Annotated in this window: 17 protein-coding genes and 1 tRNA gene; 9 read left to right on the forward strand and 9 right to left on the reverse strand. The window is 59.7% G+C overall.

Annotated features, from left to right (window positions below; translation table 11 throughout):
* Positions 1-69: 69 nt before the first annotated feature.
* Complete coding sequence (locus ACN0SD_RS12110) at positions 70-927, reverse strand: methylated-DNA--[protein]-cysteine S-methyltransferase (protein WP_417808501.1); 858 nt, start codon at positions 925-927, stop codon at positions 70-72.
* Positions 928-997: 70 nt separating this feature from the next.
* Positions 998-1,942, reverse strand: coding sequence for a Hint domain-containing protein (locus ACN0SD_RS12115; RefSeq protein WP_417808502.1), 945 nt, complete (start codon positions 1,940-1,942; stop codon positions 998-1,000).
* 168 nt (positions 1,943-2,110) lie between these two features.
* Here ACN0SD_RS12115 and nth point away from each other — a divergent pair, with 168 nt between their 5' ends.
* Both nth and ACN0SD_RS12125 read left to right on the forward strand, forming a co-directional pair.
* The gene (nth, locus tag ACN0SD_RS12120) at positions 2,111-2,755 is read left to right on the forward strand and encodes an endonuclease III (RefSeq protein WP_417808503.1); all 645 of its coding nucleotides are present in this window, start codon (positions 2,111-2,113) and stop codon (positions 2,753-2,755) included.
* Positions 2,752-3,738 carry an adenosine kinase gene (locus ACN0SD_RS12125; RefSeq protein ID WP_417808504.1) on the forward strand — a complete coding sequence of 329 codons (987 nt, stop codon included), beginning with the start codon at positions 2,752-2,754 and terminating at the stop codon, positions 3,736-3,738. The genes nth and ACN0SD_RS12125 overlap by 4 nt, the downstream gene beginning before the upstream one ends.
* An 87-nt stretch (positions 3,739-3,825) precedes the next feature.
* Here ACN0SD_RS12125 and ACN0SD_RS12130 read toward each other — a convergent pair whose 3' ends face one another.
* The 3 genes from ACN0SD_RS12130 to ACN0SD_RS12140 all read right to left on the reverse strand — a co-directional run bounded on the left by ACN0SD_RS12130 (position 3,826) and on the right by ACN0SD_RS12140 (position 8,116).
* Positions 3,826-4,854 (reverse strand): polysaccharide biosynthesis/export family protein, encoded by a 1,029-nt coding sequence (locus ACN0SD_RS12130; protein WP_417808505.1) that lies wholly within the window; start codon positions 4,852-4,854, stop codon positions 3,826-3,828.
* A 188-nt stretch (positions 4,855-5,042) separates the two neighbouring features.
* A complete protein-coding gene (locus ACN0SD_RS12135) occupies positions 5,043-6,338 on the reverse strand; it encodes an HlyD family type I secretion periplasmic adaptor subunit (RefSeq protein ID WP_417808506.1) in 1,296 nt (431 codons plus the stop codon).
* The gene (locus ACN0SD_RS12140) at positions 6,335-8,116 is read right to left on the reverse strand and encodes a type I secretion system permease/ATPase (protein ID WP_417808507.1); all 1,782 of its coding nucleotides are present in this window, start codon (positions 8,114-8,116) and stop codon (positions 6,335-6,337) included. Before ACN0SD_RS12140 ends, ACN0SD_RS12135 begins: the two co-directional genes overlap by 4 nt.
* A gap of 146 nt (positions 8,117-8,262) precedes the next feature.
* On the opposite strand from ACN0SD_RS12140, the gene ACN0SD_RS12145 reads away from it, so the two are divergent.
* From ACN0SD_RS12145 to arsJ, 3 genes are read left to right on the forward strand one after another with little or no spacing between them, the layout of a single operon-like run.
* The gene (locus tag ACN0SD_RS12145; protein ID WP_417808508.1) at positions 8,263-9,090 is read left to right on the forward strand and encodes an ArsR family transcriptional regulator; all 828 of its coding nucleotides are present in this window, start codon (positions 8,263-8,265) and stop codon (positions 9,088-9,090) included.
* Between the two features lie 12 nt (positions 9,091-9,102).
* Positions 9,103-10,101, forward strand: a complete 999-nt coding sequence (locus ACN0SD_RS12150; RefSeq protein ID WP_417808509.1) for an ArsJ-associated glyceraldehyde-3-phosphate dehydrogenase — start codon at positions 9,103-9,105, stop codon at positions 10,099-10,101.
* Between the two features lie 29 nt (positions 10,102-10,130).
* Positions 10,131-11,360, forward strand: a complete 1,230-nt coding sequence (gene arsJ / locus ACN0SD_RS12155) for an organoarsenical effux MFS transporter ArsJ (protein WP_417808538.1) — start codon at positions 10,131-10,133, stop codon at positions 11,358-11,360.
* Here arsJ and ACN0SD_RS12160 read toward each other — a convergent pair.
* From ACN0SD_RS12160 to ACN0SD_RS12175, 4 genes are read right to left on the reverse strand one after another with little or no spacing between them, the layout of a single operon-like run.
* Positions 11,357-12,667, reverse strand: a complete 1,311-nt coding sequence (locus ACN0SD_RS12160) for an HlyC/CorC family transporter (protein WP_417808510.1) — start codon at positions 12,665-12,667, stop codon at positions 11,357-11,359. The two genes, arsJ and ACN0SD_RS12160, sit on opposite strands and share 4 nt — an antisense overlap.
* A gap of 32 nt (positions 12,668-12,699) precedes the next feature.
* The gene (locus ACN0SD_RS12165) at positions 12,700-13,653 is read right to left on the reverse strand and encodes a site-specific tyrosine recombinase XerD (RefSeq protein ID WP_417808511.1); all 954 of its coding nucleotides are present in this window, start codon (positions 13,651-13,653) and stop codon (positions 12,700-12,702) included.
* A complete protein-coding gene (locus ACN0SD_RS12170; protein WP_417808512.1) occupies positions 13,650-15,194 on the reverse strand; it encodes a hypothetical protein in 1,545 nt (514 codons plus the stop codon). The genes ACN0SD_RS12165 and ACN0SD_RS12170 overlap by 4 nt, the downstream gene beginning before the upstream one ends.
* 43 nt (positions 15,195-15,237) lie before the next feature.
* Complete coding sequence (locus tag ACN0SD_RS12175) at positions 15,238-15,510, reverse strand: hypothetical protein (RefSeq protein ID WP_417808513.1); 273 nt, start codon at positions 15,508-15,510, stop codon at positions 15,238-15,240.
* Positions 15,511-15,612: 102 nt separating this feature from the next.
* On the opposite strand from ACN0SD_RS12175, the gene ACN0SD_RS12180 reads away from it, so the two are divergent.
* The 4 genes from ACN0SD_RS12180 to ACN0SD_RS12195 all read left to right on the forward strand — a co-directional run bounded on the left by ACN0SD_RS12180 (position 15,613) and on the right by ACN0SD_RS12195 (position 17,812).
* On the forward strand, positions 15,613-16,167 hold the full coding sequence (locus ACN0SD_RS12180; protein ID WP_417808539.1) for a shikimate kinase: 555 nt from the start codon (positions 15,613-15,615) through the stop codon (positions 16,165-16,167).
* The gene (gene aroB, locus ACN0SD_RS12185; protein WP_417808514.1) at positions 16,160-17,272 is read left to right on the forward strand and encodes a 3-dehydroquinate synthase; all 1,113 of its coding nucleotides are present in this window, start codon (positions 16,160-16,162) and stop codon (positions 17,270-17,272) included. The genes ACN0SD_RS12180 and aroB overlap by 8 nt, the downstream gene beginning before the upstream one ends.
* 100 nt (positions 17,273-17,372) lie before the next feature.
* A tRNA-Arg gene (locus tag ACN0SD_RS12190) sits at positions 17,373-17,449 on the forward strand.
* Between the two features lie 174 nt (positions 17,450-17,623).
* Positions 17,624-17,812 carry a hypothetical protein gene (locus tag ACN0SD_RS12195; RefSeq protein ID WP_417808515.1) on the forward strand — a complete coding sequence of 63 codons (189 nt, stop codon included), beginning with the start codon at positions 17,624-17,626 and terminating at the stop codon, positions 17,810-17,812.
* Positions 17,813-18,015: the final 203 nt, after the last annotated feature.

Raw genomic sequence — 18,015 nt, forward strand, 5'->3', positions numbered from 1 at the left:
ACGCGGGCAGATTTCCGCCCATCACAGTTGCGATAACGGCTAGGCGCTGCCGATATCGCAACTGAGCGATCACTCGGCAGCGTCGGCGCGCGCGGCCTCCCAGCCAAGCATTGCACGCTTGACACCCAGCCCCCAGTGATATCCCCCCAAACCCCCGGATTTGCGTAACGCGCGGTGGCACGGGATGAGATACGAAATCGGATTGCGTCCCACGGCCGTTCCCACTGCACGAGTCGCTTTTGGGCGCCCAATGGCAGTCGCAATATCAGAATAGGTGGTAACTTGGCCCGAAGGTATCGCTAAAAGCGCCTCCCAAACCTTGATCTGAAACGGAGCGCCAATCAGCGTCATGCGCGCTTCGCCCCTACCGATCAGTGCCGAATTGACCCACGCTTGCAATGGCGCGGGGTCATGCACGAAATGCGCGGCGGGCCAGCGTCGGGCAAGGTCGTCGAATGCCTCGCTCTCGCCCATCTCAGCGCAAAACCCTATGCCGCACAGCCCTTGCGATGTGCCCATCGCGATAAGCGGGCCGAAGGCGCTGTCAAACCGGCCCCAGTGGATTCTTATATCCGCGCCCGCGCGCGCGAATTCCCCCGGCGTCATGGCCTCCCACCGCAAGATAAGATCATGCAACCGCCCCGTGCCCGAAAGACCGGCGCGATCAGCCACCACGTCAAGCGGCTGACGCGCCGCCAGCAAATCGCGTGCCAGATCAAGACGCAGATATTGCTGATAGCGCTTGGGAGACACACCGACCCAAGCAGAAAAAAGGCGCTGGAAATGCGCGGGGCTCATCGCAAGACGATCTGCCAAAACCTGCAATGAAAGCATTTCGCCCGCATCTTCGGCCGCATCAATCTCGCGCAGAGCGCGCGCAATCAGGCGGTAGTGATAGTGATCGTCAAGCGCGGTTTGATCGGTCATCGGCGAGCCCTTTCCATTGCCCGCCAGCTTAGCCCTTGCGCCCCAATCCCGCGACCCGAAAGCTGCGCATTCAGGCGGTCACTGTACCTTTCTTTCTGGTACTCTCGCGCGTGAACATCTCCACCTCCCACTGCGCAAGGCATGCGCGTGCGGGCTGCTGATGCAAGCCCAGCAAATAGGGGGCTACTACGGCGCGCATCCCTGTTGGAAGCAACGATAGATAGGCAGCATCGGCATGCACGGTTCCCACCCACAGCCCGCCTGCCAGAACGACTTCTGGGGCATCAAAGAGCAATGTATAAACCGCCTGTCGACCCGGCGCGCGGGGTGGCTCACCAATCAAATCACTTGCGTGTGCAAACATCTCGCTTTCGCCAAACCATAGGTCAAGTTCGGCCCCGGCCAGAAGAACCGGACATCCGGGCGTGATGACAAGCTGGTGAGCGGGCTGATCTTTGCCAAATTGATCGCGTCCCAGCGTGAGGGGGCGCAGTTCATGTGGTGCACGCTTTGGCACGATATGCTGGCCCAGCCACAAAAGCGGTTGGTAGCCATTGTCGCGCGTCAACACCTTGTCGCCCGGTCGCAGCCAGTCGATGGGTATTTCGCCCTCATTCGTGGCGATCAATGTGCCGCCGCCAAGTGCGGGAAGGGTGGCGATTTCTTCGGGCGTGGCAGAGGCTCCGGCTTGCCAGTCGGGATATGACACGCCATACCGATGCCCCGGCTCAAGCGGCGCAGAGGGGACAAGCAGCACCAGCTCGCCATCAATTTCTACGCGATCAAGACGGATTGCCGTTTCAGGCCCCTCCAGAAAAAGGGGTAAATCGGCACTAAAGGCCCCTTGGGTCACGACCCGTCCTGCCGGGTCATAAAGCGCAACACATACACCCTCAGCCTTAGCGACTGGCGCGACCTGCCATAAATCGGTTGCATAGTCGAAATCCGGCGCAAGCCGCCAGCTATTGGTTGCCGTGTCATGCGCGACGCTGCCCACAGGATATCCGAATTCCATTTCAACCCCTTTCTGACGTCCCTTCCTCGCCAGTTTTGCGCCATATCGGCAAATAGCGGGTTAATTCCCAAGCAACAGCCGGGCCGAACTTGTTTCCAATTTGCGCAAAATACCGGGGGCTTTCGCGCCGCACTTGCCCTTGCGCGCGCTCAAAGGCATTAGAGAGGCATGATCAAGCAATTCGACTACGCCCATATGAAAGAGGTCTTCGCCCGGTTTGAGGCCTCAGAACCCCATCCCAAGGGGGAACTAGAGCATGTGAACGCCTACACGCTGGTGGTCGCGGTTGCGCTTTCGGCGCAGGCGACGGATGCGGGGGTGAACAAGGCGACGCGGGGGCTATTTGCGCGCGCGGACACGCCGGAAAAGATGCTTGCGCTTGGCCTTGATGGCGTGACCGAACACATCAAAACCATCGGGCTGTTTCGCCAAAAAGCCAAGAATGTCATCAAGCTAAGCCAGATCCTTGTCGATCAGTTTCATAGCGAGGTACCGTCCTCGCGCGCGGCGCTGCAATCGCTTCCCGGTGTGGGGCGCAAGACGGCCAATGTTGTGCTTAATATGTGGTTCGGCCATCCTGCACAGGCGGTCGATACGCATATTTTCCGCGTTGGAAACCGTAGCGGGATCTGTCCGGGCAAAGACGTCGACGCCGTCGAGCGCGCAATCGAAGACAATGTCCCCGTGGAATATCAACGTCATGCACATCACTGGTTGATCCTGCACGGGCGCTATATCTGCGTGGCACGCAAACCCAAATGTGGCGCCTGTCCGATCCGGGATCTGTGCCAGTTCGAGGAGAAAACTCTGTGACATCCTATCAAGTCGTCGGTATCGGCAATGCCGTGGTCGATGTGATCGCGCAATGCGATGACAGCTTTCTGGCCCATATGGGCATCGAAAAAGGCATCATGCAGCTGATTGAGCGCGAGCGTGCCGAAACGCTGTATGCGGCGATGAAAGAGCGCACGCAGGCCCCCGGCGGCTCGGTTGGCAATACCATCGCGGGGCTGGGAAATCTGGGGCTGCAAACCGCCTTTATCGGGCGGGTTCGCGACGACGCGCTTGGCCGGTTTTACGAGGCCGCGCTGCATGGCGAGGGCACCGATTTTCCGAACGTTCCGGTTAAGGAAGGCGAATTGCCCAGCTCGCGCTCGATGATCTTTGTGACGCCTGATGGCGAGCGATCGATGAACACCTATCTTGGGATTTCTGCGGAAGTATCGACCGAGGATGTCAGCCTAGACGTCGTGGAAAACACCGCGATCCTGTTCCTCGAAGGATATCTTTTCGACAAGGATCACGGCAAGGCGGCGTTCCTCAAGGCGGCTCAGGGCTGCCATCGCGGCGGCGGCAAGGCGGGGATTGCGCTGTCTGACCCGTTCTGCGTCGAACGCCATCGCGCCGATTTCCGCAGGTTGGTGGCCGAGCAGATGGATTATGTGATCGGCAACGAGCACGAGTGGCAGTCGCTGTATCAGACCGATCTTGACGCGGCCTTGAAACAGGCAGCGCTTGAGTGCGAGCTGGTGGTGTGCACGCGGTCTGGGTCGGATGTCGTGTTGCTGCGCGGTGATGAGCGCGTCGAAGTGCCCGTCAAACGCGTGGTGCCGGTGGATGCCACGGGGGCGGGCGATCAATTCGCGGCGGGCTTCCTGTATGGCTACGCGACGGGGCAAAGCCTTGAGGCGGCGGGTCGGATGGGCTGCATCGCGGCGGCCGAAGTTATCGGCCATTTCGGCGCGCGCCCCGAGGTCGACGTCAAAAAGCTGTTTGCCAAGCATGGTGTGATCTGACACCCGCCAGCGGTTTGAAAAAAGCGCGCCCGCCAAAACCATGACGGGCGCGTTTTGCGTTTCCAAGTCAAGGGGCGTCAATCCGGCCTACAGTCGGTTCCCCGTCACCAACAAAGTATTGAGCAGGCCAAAGACCGTGCGCACGCTGACCACCGGCGATTCGGTGACGATGACCGTATCTTTGGGGTTGATTTGGAATTTGCGCGCGGCGAACAAGCCCTCGCCACTGGTCACATCAAAGACGAACGCGACATCGCGCTGTGACGGGCCAGAGCCATCGGTGCGCACCTGCTTGGCGCTATATTCCCGCAAGACCAGAACGCCCTTGGGATTGGCCCGCGTGTCGTCCAGCCCGCCGATCAGCGACATCGCCTCGAGCGCGGTGATCTTTTCTTGCTCAAAGTGGATCAGATTTTCCGTGCCGCTGGCCCCGAAGGCCGTGAAATAGCGTTGGTCTTCCTGCACGACGACCTTGTCACCACCACGCAAAACCGTGTTGTAGGACGCATCCGAAAACAGTTTATCGGCGCGGATGTCATAGGTCTTGCCGCCCCGCATCAGCCGCACAAGCGGGTTCTTGAGATTGGCCGAAACGCCGCCGCCCTGCGCGATCGCTGATAAGATCGTGCTGTTGCGATTGGGCAGCGGATAGGTGCCAGGTTTGGCCACCCCGGAAACAAGATCGACCGAGCTTTCTTGGCCCGGTTCATAGCTCAACTGGACCTGCGCCGAGGCGATAAAGGGTTGCAAGGCAGACTCGATTTTGCGGCGCGCCGAGGTCGGAGACATGCCCCGAATCAAAATGTCTCCCGCATAGGGGACAAAGATTGTGCCATTCGGTGACACGCGGACCTTGTTGATCGAGACTTCTTTTTGCGTCGTGCCAGTCAGCAGAGAGTTCTCGCTATTGTCCCAGATTTGCAGGCTCACCATATCCCCGGTGCTGATCACAGGCGCATTGGAGCCACGGCTGGTGCGAAGCCAATTATAGGTTCCCGTCCAACCTGTTGCAGGCCAGGAATCAAGGGATTTGACATTGTCGCGCGTCACCCGGACGACCTCGAAGGGGGCGTCGGCGTTTTCGCCTTGGTCACGTCCAATGATCTCGTTGGTCATGCCGATACCACGGGGCAGAGAGCACGCACCCAAAGCGACAATGCAGGATAAGGCTAAAATGCTTTTGAGCAACTTCTGATGCAAATTCTGCGACTCCTCCGAGGTCTCTCCGATGCGCAGGCTTCTTAGCGATTTTTTACTGCAAGGCACATAGTAAAACAATTTTCTGAGACGCATTACTGACCGGTTCAATCATCGCGCATCGCTCGGGAAAAATAATCTGTAAACGGTTTGATCAGGATCGAGGCGAGGTTGCGCGATCCTGTTGCAATGAAGGCCTCGAATGGCATGCCTGGTTTGGGGCCAAGTGACTGGAGCGCTGCGCTGCTTTCCTGCGTAAGCACCAGCTCGGCAGTGTAGTAATGCGCGCCGGTTTGCACATCGGCAATCGTGTCTGCCGAAATGCTTTGTACATGCGCGCTAAAGCGGGGCGTGGTACGTTTGTTGAAATTTGGAAATGTAACTGCCGCCGATAGACCGGGGCGAATCCGGTCAATTTTACGCGGATCGAGTCTGACTTCAAATTGCAGTGCCTGCCCTTGCGGCACGATGGAAATCACATCGCGCCCGGGGGCGACGACGCCGCCGATTGTGTGGACATCAAGCGACAGCACGCGTCCTGCCATTGGCGCGCGCAAAACCAAGCGCCCGAGTTTCGTGTCGATCAAGCGCAGCTTCTCTCGGAGCTGGTTTTCGTCCTGTTCAAAGGCGCGCATCTCTTCTTCAATTTCCTGATGACGCAGGGCTTCGTCGTGCAGGCGCTGGATCTCATACTCCGCGATCAGACTGTTGGCTTTGGCTGTAGCCGCCTCTATTTCACCGATGCTGCCTTCAAGATTGGCAACCTCTCGGCGCAGGGCTAGAATGCGTGAGGCTTGCGTCAAACCGCGATCATAAAGCGACAACTGATCGCTAAGCTCTTGTGAAATCAGATTAACCTGGCGTTTGCGCGCATCAAGCTGGTGCGAATATCCATCGATAAGCGCTTCGGTCTGGATTTTGCGTTCACGCCATTGCGCCCGCGTCTTTTCCAGCGTTTCGCGCCGTGTCGTCAATTGGTGGCGCTCTGCCTTGAGCATGCGAGAAATAATAGGGCTTTCATCTGCGACTTTCAGCAACTCGGGTTGATAGACCAAGGTCGAATGCTCGTTCAGTTCGGCACGTCGCAGATCGATCTGGGCCAGCGTGCTATAAAGATCATTGCGCAGCAAGGCGCGCTGGGCCTCCAGCTCTGTGCCATCAAGGCGGATCAAGGGGACGCCCGCCTCAACGTGTTCACCGGCTTGCGCGTTGATTTCAGCGACCAGCCCGCCATCAGGATGTTGCAGGATTTGGGTATGCGCCTTGAGGGCGATGCGCCCTGTGGTGACAACCGCGCCATTGATATCTGCGACGATTGCCCACCATATCGCACCGCCAAGCCCGATCGCCCAAGTCAGCATTCCGAGAATTAGAAATCGCGCGGGGGACCAAGTGCGCGTCATGCCTGCGCCCTCTTTGGTGACGTAACGACAGGAGACGCGGCGTTCATCAATTGCACAAGCACCTCATCTCGCTGCCCGAAGGCGCGCATATGGCCGCCATCAATCATCATCACCAGATTACAATGCGCCAATGCAGAGCGGCGATGAGACATAACAAAGGTGATTTTTCCCAATCGGCGCGCCGTCGCGATGGCTTGGTTGAGAGCGCGAATTCCTTCGTCGTCCAGCGCAGAATTGGGTTCATCCAAGACCAGCATGATTGGATTGCCGTAAAAGGCGCGCGCCAGCCCGATGCGTTGACGTTGCCCGCCCGACAGTTCCTTGCCGCCATCGGTGACGCGGGTGTCATAGCCGTCGGGCAGTCCCAAAATAAGATCGTGCGCCGCCGCCGCTTGTGATGCAGCCACAACGGCTTGCGGGTCGGTCCGGTTCGAAAATCGCGCGATATTTTCTGCGATCGTTCCGTCGAAAAGAACGATATCTTGCGGCAGATACCCAAGATATGTCCCCAGTTGATCGGGGTCGTATTGCTTCAATTCGGCCCCATCAAGCCGGATATCTCCTTGCGCCGGAACCCATAAACCCACAAGTGCGCGCGCGAGCGTCGATTTCCCGCATGCCGAAGGGCCGATCACGGCGATTGCATCGCCTGCTTTCGCCGTGAGCCGGATGCCTTGCAACGTCGGGACGCGCCCTCCGGGCGGCACCACGGCCAGATTGTTCAGAGCAATGCGGGCTTGGGGGGCGGGCAGATCCATCGGTTTCTGTCGCTCCGGCAACGCGGTGAGCAATGCGGTTAACGACTTGCGCGCACTCCATGCCCGCTGAATTTGCGGCCATTGCGCCACAGTCTGTTCAACCGGCCCCAGCGAGCGCCCCAGCAAGACTGACCCTGCTATCATCGCCCCCGCCGAAAGCGCATTTTGCAGAACCAGCCACGCGCCCAGTGCCAACATCGTGGATTGCAACAATATGCGGAACGCCTTGGTCACTGCCGCGATGAAGCCCCCATAGTCGGAGGCACGAATGCGTGCGCCGAGCGCGCGTTCATTTGCGGCAGTTCGACGTATCATCAGGTTGGGTCGCATCCCCAAGCCCAGCAAGGTCTCGATCTCTTTGCGCATGGAAGCGCCGCGCATTTCAGCCTCATCCATGGCGAGTAGCGCTTCGCTTTGGCTGTGTTTGGTTAGCACTTGGTTTGCAACCGCCAACGCCAGAATTAAAAGGGTGCTCGCCAACGCCAACCACCCCATCAGCGGGTGAAACAGAAATAACACGCCTAAATAGATCGGCGTCCAAGGAAGGTCGAAAATCGCGCTGAAGGCCGGGGAGGAAAGCAGCCCCTGGATCTGTGCAAGATCGCGTTGCGCAGAGCTTGGTGTGGCACGCGCGCCGGGAAATTCGGCTTGGCGCAAGACCGCGCGAAATACGCGTGCATCTAGGCGGTCATGCAAATGTGCGCCAATGCGCGCCAAAACCCGACCGCGCGAAAAATCAAGAACTCCCATCGTGATAAAGACAAAAACAACCATGCCAAACAGCACGATCAGCGTGCTGGTCGAGCGACTGCCAAGCACCCGATCATAGACCTGCAGCATGAACAGCGGGCCAGTGAGCATCAAGAAGTTGATCGTTGCGCTGAACACAGCCACGCCGAAGAGCGCCCAAAAGGTTTCCTTAAGGGCATTTGGTATTTCGCGCGACCGGTTGTCTTTGGCCATGTGTCGTAAACCCCGAGACAGGAACTGGCGCGGAGCCAGTATGAAAGTGTCAGCCATGCTAGCGCCGGAACTCTTAAGGAAGATTTTCCCCAGAACGTTTTTTTCCAGACATCCTTTCCAGATGATGAATCAGGGCGCCCACGCTTAGCGCTGTTACAAAAAATTCACTGTCCGCCGGTTTATATTTCAAATATACGTGAAATATGGAAAAAGAGATCCCAGACCGCCTGACCGCCCTCGGCCACCGCCACCGCTTGGCCCTATTTCGGTTGTTAATGCGCCGCTATCCTGACCGTATGCCCGCGGGTGAAATCGCGCTGGTGCTTGGGGTCAAGGCCAGCACGCTTTCGACCTATCTCGGCACGCTGATGCAGGTCGGGCTGATCACGCAGACGCGCGCGGGGACCTCACTGCTTTACGCTGTGGATATGGCGCAAGTCCGCGTGACGTTCGACTATATCCTGCTCGATTGCTGCCGTGGTCGACCCGAAATCTGCGCCCACGATCCGACCCCTGACCTCAACGGAGCGTCCGCCATGACAGAGCGCAAATTCAAGGTGCTGTTCATTTGCACCGGTAATTCGGCCCGCTCAATCATGGCCGAAACCATCCTGCGTGAGATCGCGGGGGATCGCTTTGTCGCGCACTCGGCAGGCACGAATCCCCATTGCGAACTCAACCCGTTCGCGGTGCGAGTGCTGCGCGACAAGGATCATGATGTTACGCCGCTGCGCGCCAAGACTCTCTCTGAGTTTCAAGGCGCTGACGCACCCAAGTTCGACTTCGTCTTCACCGTCTGTGATCTGGCCGCGAACGAAGAATGCCCGCCTTGGCCCGGTCAGCCGATCAGCGGCCATTGGGGCTTGCCCGACCCGGTGAAAGTCGAGGGCACTGCCGCCGAGAAGGCCCTCGCCTTTCAGCAGACCTATGGTGCGATGCGCCGCCGGATCGAGGCGTTCACCGCCTTGCCGCTGGAGGCGCTTGATCGCATCGCTATGCAATCCGCCGTCGATAATATCGGGCTTAGCTAAAGGATATATCCTATGACGACATACGCTTTGAACGGTCTTGGCCGGATCGGCAAGCTTGCGCTGAAACCGCTGCTCGCTCGGGGGGCGAAGATAGCCTGGATTAACGATGCGGTAGGTGCTCCGGAAATGCACGCGCATCTGTTGGAATTTGACAGCGTGCATGGCCGTTGGGACGCTGCGTTTTCTTATGACGCAGACAGCGTCACGGTCGATGGCACGCGGCTGCCATTCATCGGCACCAAGCGGATCGAGGACCTGCCGTTCGCGGGAGTCGATGTGGTGATTGATTGCACCGGCGTGTTCAAATCCGAGGCCGCCTTGGCCCCCTATTTCGCGGCAGGCGTCAAGAAAGTCGTGGTGTCCGCCCCGGTCAAGGACGGGCCAACCGCCAATATCGTTTATGGTGTGAACGAAACCACTTATGACCCCGCCGCGCATACCATCATCACTGCGGCAAGCTGCACGACGAATTGCCTCGCCCCTGTGGTCAAGGTGATCCACGAGGCGCTGGGCATCAAGCACGGCGCGATCACCACGATCCATGACGTGACCAACACCCAGACCATCGTGGACCGCCCTGCCAAGGATTTGCGGCGCGCGCGCTCAGCGCTGACCTCGCTGATCCCGACCACGACCGGCTCGGCCACGGCGATCACGCTGATCTATCCCGAATTGGAAGGGCGGCTGAATGGCCATGCGGTGCGGGTGCCGCTGCTTAACGCCTCACTGACCGATTGCGTTTTCGAGGTTGAACGCGCCACCACCGCCGATGAGGTTAACGCGCTGTTCAAAGCGGCCTCCGAAGGCCCGCTCAAGGGGATTTTGGGCTACGAAACCCGCCCGCTGGTGTCAGCAGATTATACCAATGACACGCGCTCATCCATCATCGACGCGCCCTCGACGATGGTTGTGAACGGTACGCAGGTGAAGATTTATGCGTGGTATGACAATGAGATGGGCTACGCGCATCGTCTTATCGACGTGGCGCTGATGGTCGGGCAATCGCTGTGAGCGCGCCCCGATCTGCGCGCCCCGAAGGCATGTCGGCCTATATAGCTGTCACGGCGGCTTACTGGGCGTTCATGCTAAGCGATGGCGCGTTGCGTATGCTGGTGCTGCTGCATTTCCACACGCTCGGGTTCTCGCCGGTGCAACTGGCCTATCTGTTCGTCCTTTACGAGATCGCGGGAATGGTGACGAACCTGTCAGCGGGCTGGATCGCAGCGCGCTTTGGGTTGAGCGCGACGCTTTATGCCGGGCTGGGTTTGCAGGTGGTGGCGCTGCTGGCGCTGTCGCAGCTTGATCCGTCTTGGACCATCGGGCTTTCGGTCGCCTATGTGATGGTCGTGCAGGGGCTGAGCGGGGTGGCCAAGGATCTTGCCAAGATGTCGTCCAAATCCGCCGTCAAGCTACTGGCACCAAGCGAAAATGGCGGGTTGTTTCGTTGGGTGGCGGTGCTGACGGGTTCAAAGAACGCGGTAAAGGGTGTGGGCTTTCTGCTGGGTGCGGGTTTGCTTGCTGGCGTCGGGTTTGACGGGGCAGTGCTGGGCATGGCGGCGGTTCTGGCGGTGATCCTGGTCGCGATCGTGCTAGCGATGCCGCCGGGCCTGCCCAAAGGGCGCAAGGGGACCAAATTCTCGGAAGTCTTCTCAAAATCGGCCAATGTGAACTGGCTTTCAGCGGCGCGGGTGTTCCTGTTTGGCGCGCGTGACGTCTGGTTCGTGGTCGGTATCCCGATCTATTTCTACGCGGTGCTGTCAGATGGCACCCCGGCCGGAGACCGTGCGGCATTCTTCCTGATCGGCACGTTCATGGCGGTGTGGGTCATCCTTTACGGCGCGGTTCAGGCCGCCGCACCGCGCGTTTTGCGCGCTGCCAGCCGCCCCGAACCCGAACTGATCGGGGCCGCGCGCCACTGGGCGCTGGCGCTGTTCTTTGTGCCCGCTGTGCTGACGTTAGCTGCATGGTTTGCGCCTGAAACGGCGCTGTGGTTCAGCGTCACGCTGACCGTGGGGTTGTTGGCCTTTGGCGCTATCTTTGCGATCAACTCGTCGCTGCATTCCTACCTGATCCTCGCCTTCTCCAAGGCAGAGCGGGTCACGATGGATGTCGGTTTTTACTACATGGCGAATGCGGGCGGGCGGCTGATAGGCACGCTGCTTTCGGGGCTGACCTATCAGCTTGGCGGATTGCCGCTTGTGCTGGGCTGTGCAAGCGTGATGGTCGCGCTAAGCGCCGCCTTCGCCGGGCGACTGGATGCAAACGCCTAGTTGAGGTTCGCGAGCGGGCGAATTTTTAACTGGGTCAACCGGTTATCCTTGCGCCCGGTGACCTCAAAGCGGAAGCCGTGAAAGGCAAAAACCTGCCCCTCGGTTGGGATGGTTTGCGCCTCGTGAATGACCAAACCGGCAAGGGTGTTGGCCTCATCGTCGGGCAGGTTCCAGTCGGTTTCGCGGTTGAAATCGCGGATCGTCATCGCACCCTCAACGATATAATCGCCACTTTCTGTGGGCTTGAGGCGGCGGTCGGCCTTGGGGTCGAATTCGTCGGTAATTTCACCCACGATTTCCTCAAGAATGTCTTCCAGCGTCAGCAATCCGCGCAGATCGCCATATTCATCCACCACCAGCGCGAAATGCGTGCGCCGTTTTAGGAACTCCTGCATTTGCTCATCCAGCGGCGTGGTTTCGGGGATGAAATAGGGCTTCATCATCACCTTCGCGATGTCGAGATCGGCAACGCTTTCAAGATTGCCATCACCGCCCCGCACGACCTTTTCCACAGCGCGCAGCAAGTCTTTGGAATGGATAATGCCCACCACATTCTCGCGCTCGCCGCGATAGAGCGGAAGGCGCGTATGCGATGAGGACAGCACCGCCGACAAGATCGCGTCAGGGTCGTCACTGATATCGAGCATCTCGATTTGCGAGCGGTGCAGCATGATCTCTTCGACGGTGCGGTTGCCCAGATCAAGCGCGCCGAGCAACCGGTCGCGATCTTCCTTGTCGACTTGGCCTTCGGACTGACCAATCGCGAGCGCCCCGGCGATTTCCTCTTGGAGCGAAAACATGTGCTGATTTTTGTCGGTGCGCATCCCGAAGGCATACAAAATTCCGCGCACGATCATGCGCACCACGGCGACGATCGGGGCTAGGATTCGGGTGAACACCTTGATCGGAGCGGCCACTTTGGCAGCAACTTTTTCGGGCAGGGTGATCGCGTAGGTCTTGGGTAGAACTTCGGAAAAGATTAACACCAACAGCGTCATCACCACCGTCGCCAGCGCTACGCCCGATTGGCCAAACGTCTTTGTCAGCAGCGCTGTCGCCAGAGAGGCGGACAGGATATTGACCACGTTATTGCCCAGCAAAATCGCACCGATCAGCCGCTCGCTGTCCTCGGTCACATCCAGCGCGGTTTGTGCGCCTTTTTCACCGCGATCCGCTTGCGATTTCAGCTTGGCGCGGCTGGCCGCTGTCAGCGCGGTCTCCGAGCCCGAGAAGAAGGCTGAAAATGCCAGCAGCAGCACAATGGCGCCAGCGGTGAGCCAAAAGGCGAGGTCGAGTGAGTTTTCCATGGATCAGGTTATGGGCTGCAGCGAGGCGCTATTCAAGCACCTCGATCGTGTTTGGCAAGCGGGTGATGTTCCAGCACAAGGTCTTTCAGACGCTCGTCCAAGACATGGGTGTAAATCTCGGTGGTGGATAGATCGGCATGGCCCAGCAACATCTGGATCGCGCGTAGATCGGCCCCGCCTTGTAGCAGATGAGTCGCGAAAGCGTGGCGCAACACATGGGGCGTAACCTTTGCGGGGCTAATGCCTGCGTTGACAGCGATATCCTTAAGCAAGCGGTGAAAGCCTTGCCGTGTCAGATGGCCTTCTTTCCCGTTTGAGGGAAACAAAAAACGCGACGGTGTGATGCGGCGTTTGACGCGCGCCTCTTCCTCGGCGGTGTCGCGTGCGCGCAGCCAATCGGCCAAAGCCTCGCGGGCCGGGGGCGAGAGCGGCACCATGCGCTCCTTGCCACCTTTTCCCGAAATCAGCAGCATCCGCGGATCGCCCCGCGCGGCGGCCACGGGCAGGCCGACCAGTTCGCTCACACGCATGCCTGTGGCGTAAAGCAGCTCCATCAAGGCGCGGTTGCGGATCTGATCGCGCAGCGAGCGGCCCTGATCGCGCGCGGCCTCTAGCAGCGCCTCGACTTCTTCAAGGCTAAGCGTTTTGGGCAAACGCTGCGCGCGCCCTGGCCCCGCGATACGGATTGCCGGGTCGTCGCTGCGCCAGCCTTCCTCATAGGCAAAGCGAAACATTTGCCGGATCGCACTAAGCCTGCGGGCGCGGGTTGATTTCGCCAAACCATCGGCTTCGCACCGGATCAGGTAGGTTTCGATATCGCCGCGTTGCAAGGTCGCCAGCGAAAGGGACTTTGCAAGCGCGAAGGCGCAAAAATCCTTCAGATCGCGCGCATAACTTTCGATGGTGTTGCGCGCCGCCCCGGCCTCGGCGGCCTGTGCCTCAAGGAAAGCGGGCAGCCAACGCAGATCGGGGGGCGCGTCACTCATCCGCGCCGATCCAGCACGATCAGCTCAATCGCCGCGCGCCGTGCCGTTGATTCCAGCCCCGCCAGACGCAGCAGCTTCAACCCATCGACCAAGCGCGGATAATCCCCGCGCGCGCCCTGCGCCACATCGTCAATCGCATGCAACAGCGCCAGCCCCAACTGGTCGGGCAGCAGCCCAGCGTAACGCGTTGGCACCGCGTTGGGGCCGTGACCGGGGGCCGCGTCAAAAACCTGTTTCAGCGCACGGGTCAAATCATTCTGGCCGGGAATGCCCGCAGATTGACCTTTGGCAAACCCGGCCAGCAGGGCCGCATTCGCCCCCAAATCAGTGCCATCGCTTGCAATCGTTTCGTAATCGGGCGTCAAAAGCCCCAAGTCATGGGCGATGCGACCGGCCTCGCCTTGCAGACCCATCGCGGCAAGTTGCGTGCCGTAAAGCGCGGCCAGCGTTGGCTCCAGCTCTTGGCTCGACATCTCACGCCACGTGCGGGGCAGGGCCTTGGCGACCTCAGCGCTGTCTTGCGCCTTTATCGCCTTATCCAGCGCCGTGATCGCCGTGACGCGATCCCAGAGCGATCCAGAGGCCGCAGCCTTGCGTTCCGTGTAAAGCCCCAACAACCTGTTCGGATCAAGCACACCAGCACGCGCCAACCGTTCAGCCGCCTCAAGCTGCGCTTTCCAGCCGTTATTTTCGGTCAGATCGGCATGGGCGAAGGCCAGCGGCAGCATTGAGGTTGCGAGCGGCTGCCCGATTGCCTCCATCATCTTGTAACTGAGCGGTGTCACCGGATCGGGCGGGGCCAACTCATCTGCGCCATCGGCCAAAGCCGGATCCAGAAACTGCGCGATTAACTCGGCCTGATCATCGGGTATCTGCCCCAGCGCGCGGCCCGTACCATAGGTCAGCTCGGCCGTGTCCCAGTTGCCGGTGCGCGCCAGACAAAAGATGCGTGCAGGATACGAGGGCGCGATTCCGGGCGTGCGCTCCATCACGCGGCATGCCTCGGTTTCATTGCCAAGCAGTAACGCCACATCAAAGCGACGCCGAAAGACCGCCGGATTGGTCGGATCGGCCAGTTCCAGCAGTGCATGCGCTTGCTGCAACGCGCCCATGTCCAGCAACCGGTCGACCCGCGCGAGATAGAGCATGTCGCGCTGCGAGGGCGTGGTGATCTGGGGTGGGTCCAGCTCTGCCAAAAGCAGCGTCAAAAGCAGATCGTGCAGCGCGGGTAGGTTGTCATCGGGGGCATCGCGCAGCGCGCTGGCGAGTTGCGGCGCAGGCGTGCGCCCCCACAGATCGGCAGGCAGCCCGGTGCGCGCCAGCGACAACAGCCCCAGCGCATCCGCCGAAGGCGCATCAAGCGATAGCACGGAAATGGACTCGATCCCGCCCGCGCCGGAGACGGGGGGATGGGCTGTGCCATCTGGACGCACGGCTGCAGGCGTCACGACCGAGCGCGACAGCCAGTCAATCGCCGAAAGCGGTTTTGCAGCATTGCCTTGGGCGGCGCGCGATTGCCCGAAGGCGGGCGCGACCACCATCGCCCCGCTTATCAATAGCGCCGTCAGGACTGGTAAGCTGCGCTTAATCCCCACCCGTGGCCCCGCTACTGCCAAGGCCACCCGGCAAGGTGACCTCAATACGCTGCTGCTGCGCATCGGGTTTCATGTCGCCTAAATAGGCATAGCCGATGATCCCGATCGCGCCGAGCACCAGAAGGATCACGACGAGCTTGAAGATGCGCCCCATACTCTCACTTTCAGCCGAATTGCGGCACGTCCCGAAGCGGCGCGCCGTTCTTTGTTGCGGTTTCGCATTGATCATATATGGCTTTTCAGGGAAGTTCACGCCATTCAAGGGGTCTCATTTCACGATTGTGCAAGGCTCCGCCTATGGCGCCGCGTGCGGGCCAAATGGGATTGACACGAAGGAGTGGCCGTGGCGGCAGATCAGCAAGGCATGAACAACACGCTAAGCCGCTCCATCGTGCTTGTGGGCATGATGGGCTCTGGCAAGACGGCGGTCGGCACGGCGGTTGCGCGGCTGCTGGATGTGCCATTTCTCGATAGTGATCACGAAATCGAGCGCGCAGCCCAAATGAGCGTCGCCGAGGTTTTTGTCCGTGATGGCGAGGCGTTTTTCCGTGCCCGCGAATCAGAGGTGCTGGAACGCTTGCTGATGGGGCCGCCCGGTGTGATCTCGACCGGGGGCGGGGCGTTTCTCGCCGAGGGGAACCGCGACTTGATTGCACGGCTTGGCGTTTCGGTCTGGCTGCGCGCCGATCTGAACCTGCTGTGGAACCGGGTGCGCCACAAAAATACGCGGCCTCTGTTGCGCACCGCTGACCCCAAAGCCACGCTTGCCGCCCTGCTTGAGGCGCGCGAGCCGTTCTATTCCAAAGCGCAGGTCGTGGTTGAGGCCGCGCCTTCGCTGTCGATCACCGCGATGGCGCAAAAGGTCGTGCGCGAACTGCAAGCCGTTGACGGGCTTTTTGTGGAGAAAGATGATGCGTGAGATAGTTCCAGTCAGCTTGGGTGAGCGGTCTTATGAGGTGCGCATCGGCACCGGGCTGTTGGCCAATGCGGGGGCCGAAATCGCGCCCCTGTTGCGCCGCCCTCGGGTTGCTGTGGTCGTAGATGAAACCGTGGCCGACCTGCATCTCGATGCGTTACGCGCGGGTCTGGGCGATATCGAAATGGTCGCGCTGCGCCTGCCACCCGGTGAGGGCACGAAAAGCTGGCCGCAGTTCACCCGCACCGTCGAATGGCTGCTGGAGCAAAAGGTCGAGCGGCGCGATATCGTTATCGCCTTTGGCGGTGGCGTGATCGGCGATTTGGTGGGCTTTGCCGCCGCCGTGCTGCGCCGGGGCGTGCGGTTTGTGCAGATCCCAACCAGCCTGCTGGCGCAGGTCGATAGCTCGGTCGGGGGCAAGACCGGCATTAACGCGCCTCAAGGCAAGAACCTGATCGGCGCGTTTCATCAGCCCAGCCTCGTTCTGGCGGATCTTGAGGTTCTGGGCACGCTGAAACCGCGCGATTTTCTGGCGGGCTATGGCGAGGTGGTGAAATACGGGCTGTTGGGCGATGCCGCGTTTTTCGACTGGCTTGAGGCGAATGCGCCTGCGATGGCGGCGGGCGATATGGCGGGGCGGATGCATGCGGTCAAACGCTCGGTGCAGATGAAGGCCGATATCGTGGCGCGCGATGAAACCGAGCAGGGGGATCGCGCGCTGCTCAATCTGGGTCACACGTTCTGTCACACACTAGAGGCGGCGACGGGCTACGGAGAACGGCTGTTGCACGGCGAGGGCGTGGCGATCGGCTGCGCGCTGGCGTTTGAGCTGTCGCAACGTTTGGGGCTGTGTTCGCAAGAGGCCCCCAGCCGTGTGCGCGCCCATCTACGCAACATGGGGATGAAGGTCGATCTGTGCGATATCGAAGGCGATCTGCCCGATACCGACGCACTGATTGAGCTGATGGCACAAGATAAAAAGGTCGAAGACGGCAAGCTGCGCTTTATTCTTGCACGCGCGATAGGGGATAGTTTCGTCAGCTCAGATGTGCCTCGCGATGTGCTGGCGGGCGTTTTAGACGATGCACTGGCCACCCGGCGCGCCTAAGATTTTGCGTTGCGGCGCGGCGATGGCTCGACTATATCCGCGCTCAGACAGACGTCATCTGGCTTGAAATCTGGGATTTCCAGAGATAGCACAGAAACATGGTCCCGTAGCTCAGCTGGATAGAGTGTTCGCCTCCGAAGCGAAAGGTCGCGCGTTCGAATCGCGCCGGGACCACCATGCCCTTTCTGATCCCCCTCTAGCCCCAACTGGCGAACCGCGCGTTGTTTGATCTGCGTTGCGAAGTTGGGTTTTACGCGCGTTTGCTCTTGTGAAGGCAACTTTCGCGCAAAAATGCATATACAAATGATATCGGATGCAATAACAAATTTGTGCCCAGTGTGAGGTTGCGACATGACCGATCAGAAGAAAGCAAAGAAGAAGGCGATCAAAGACAGTCAATTGATTGTCCGGATCGCCGGATCAGAGCGGGATCGTTTTGTCTCGCTATGTGACACGCTCGACACCAGTGCCGCGCGTGAAATTCGACGCTTTATTCGTGGCTTTCTGAAAGAGCATGAAGACCACCCCGACGGGCAATAACCCTAAATTCCAGGAGGAATCCCCATGGCGAAGAAAGCCAAGATCAAGTCGCTGAAAAAAGAAGTCAAACTGCGCAAGGAAAAAGTGGCGCGTCAGGAAGATAAGCTGAAAGCCGCAAAGAAGGCGCTTAAGAAGGCCGAATGATCCGTTCAGGATGATCGCGTGCAGGGGCTGGCCAATTGGCCAGCCCTTTAATATTTGCG

Source organism: Thioclava sp. (assembly GCF_048263065.1).
Lineage (GTDB): Bacteria > Pseudomonadota > Alphaproteobacteria > Rhodobacterales > Rhodobacteraceae > Thioclava.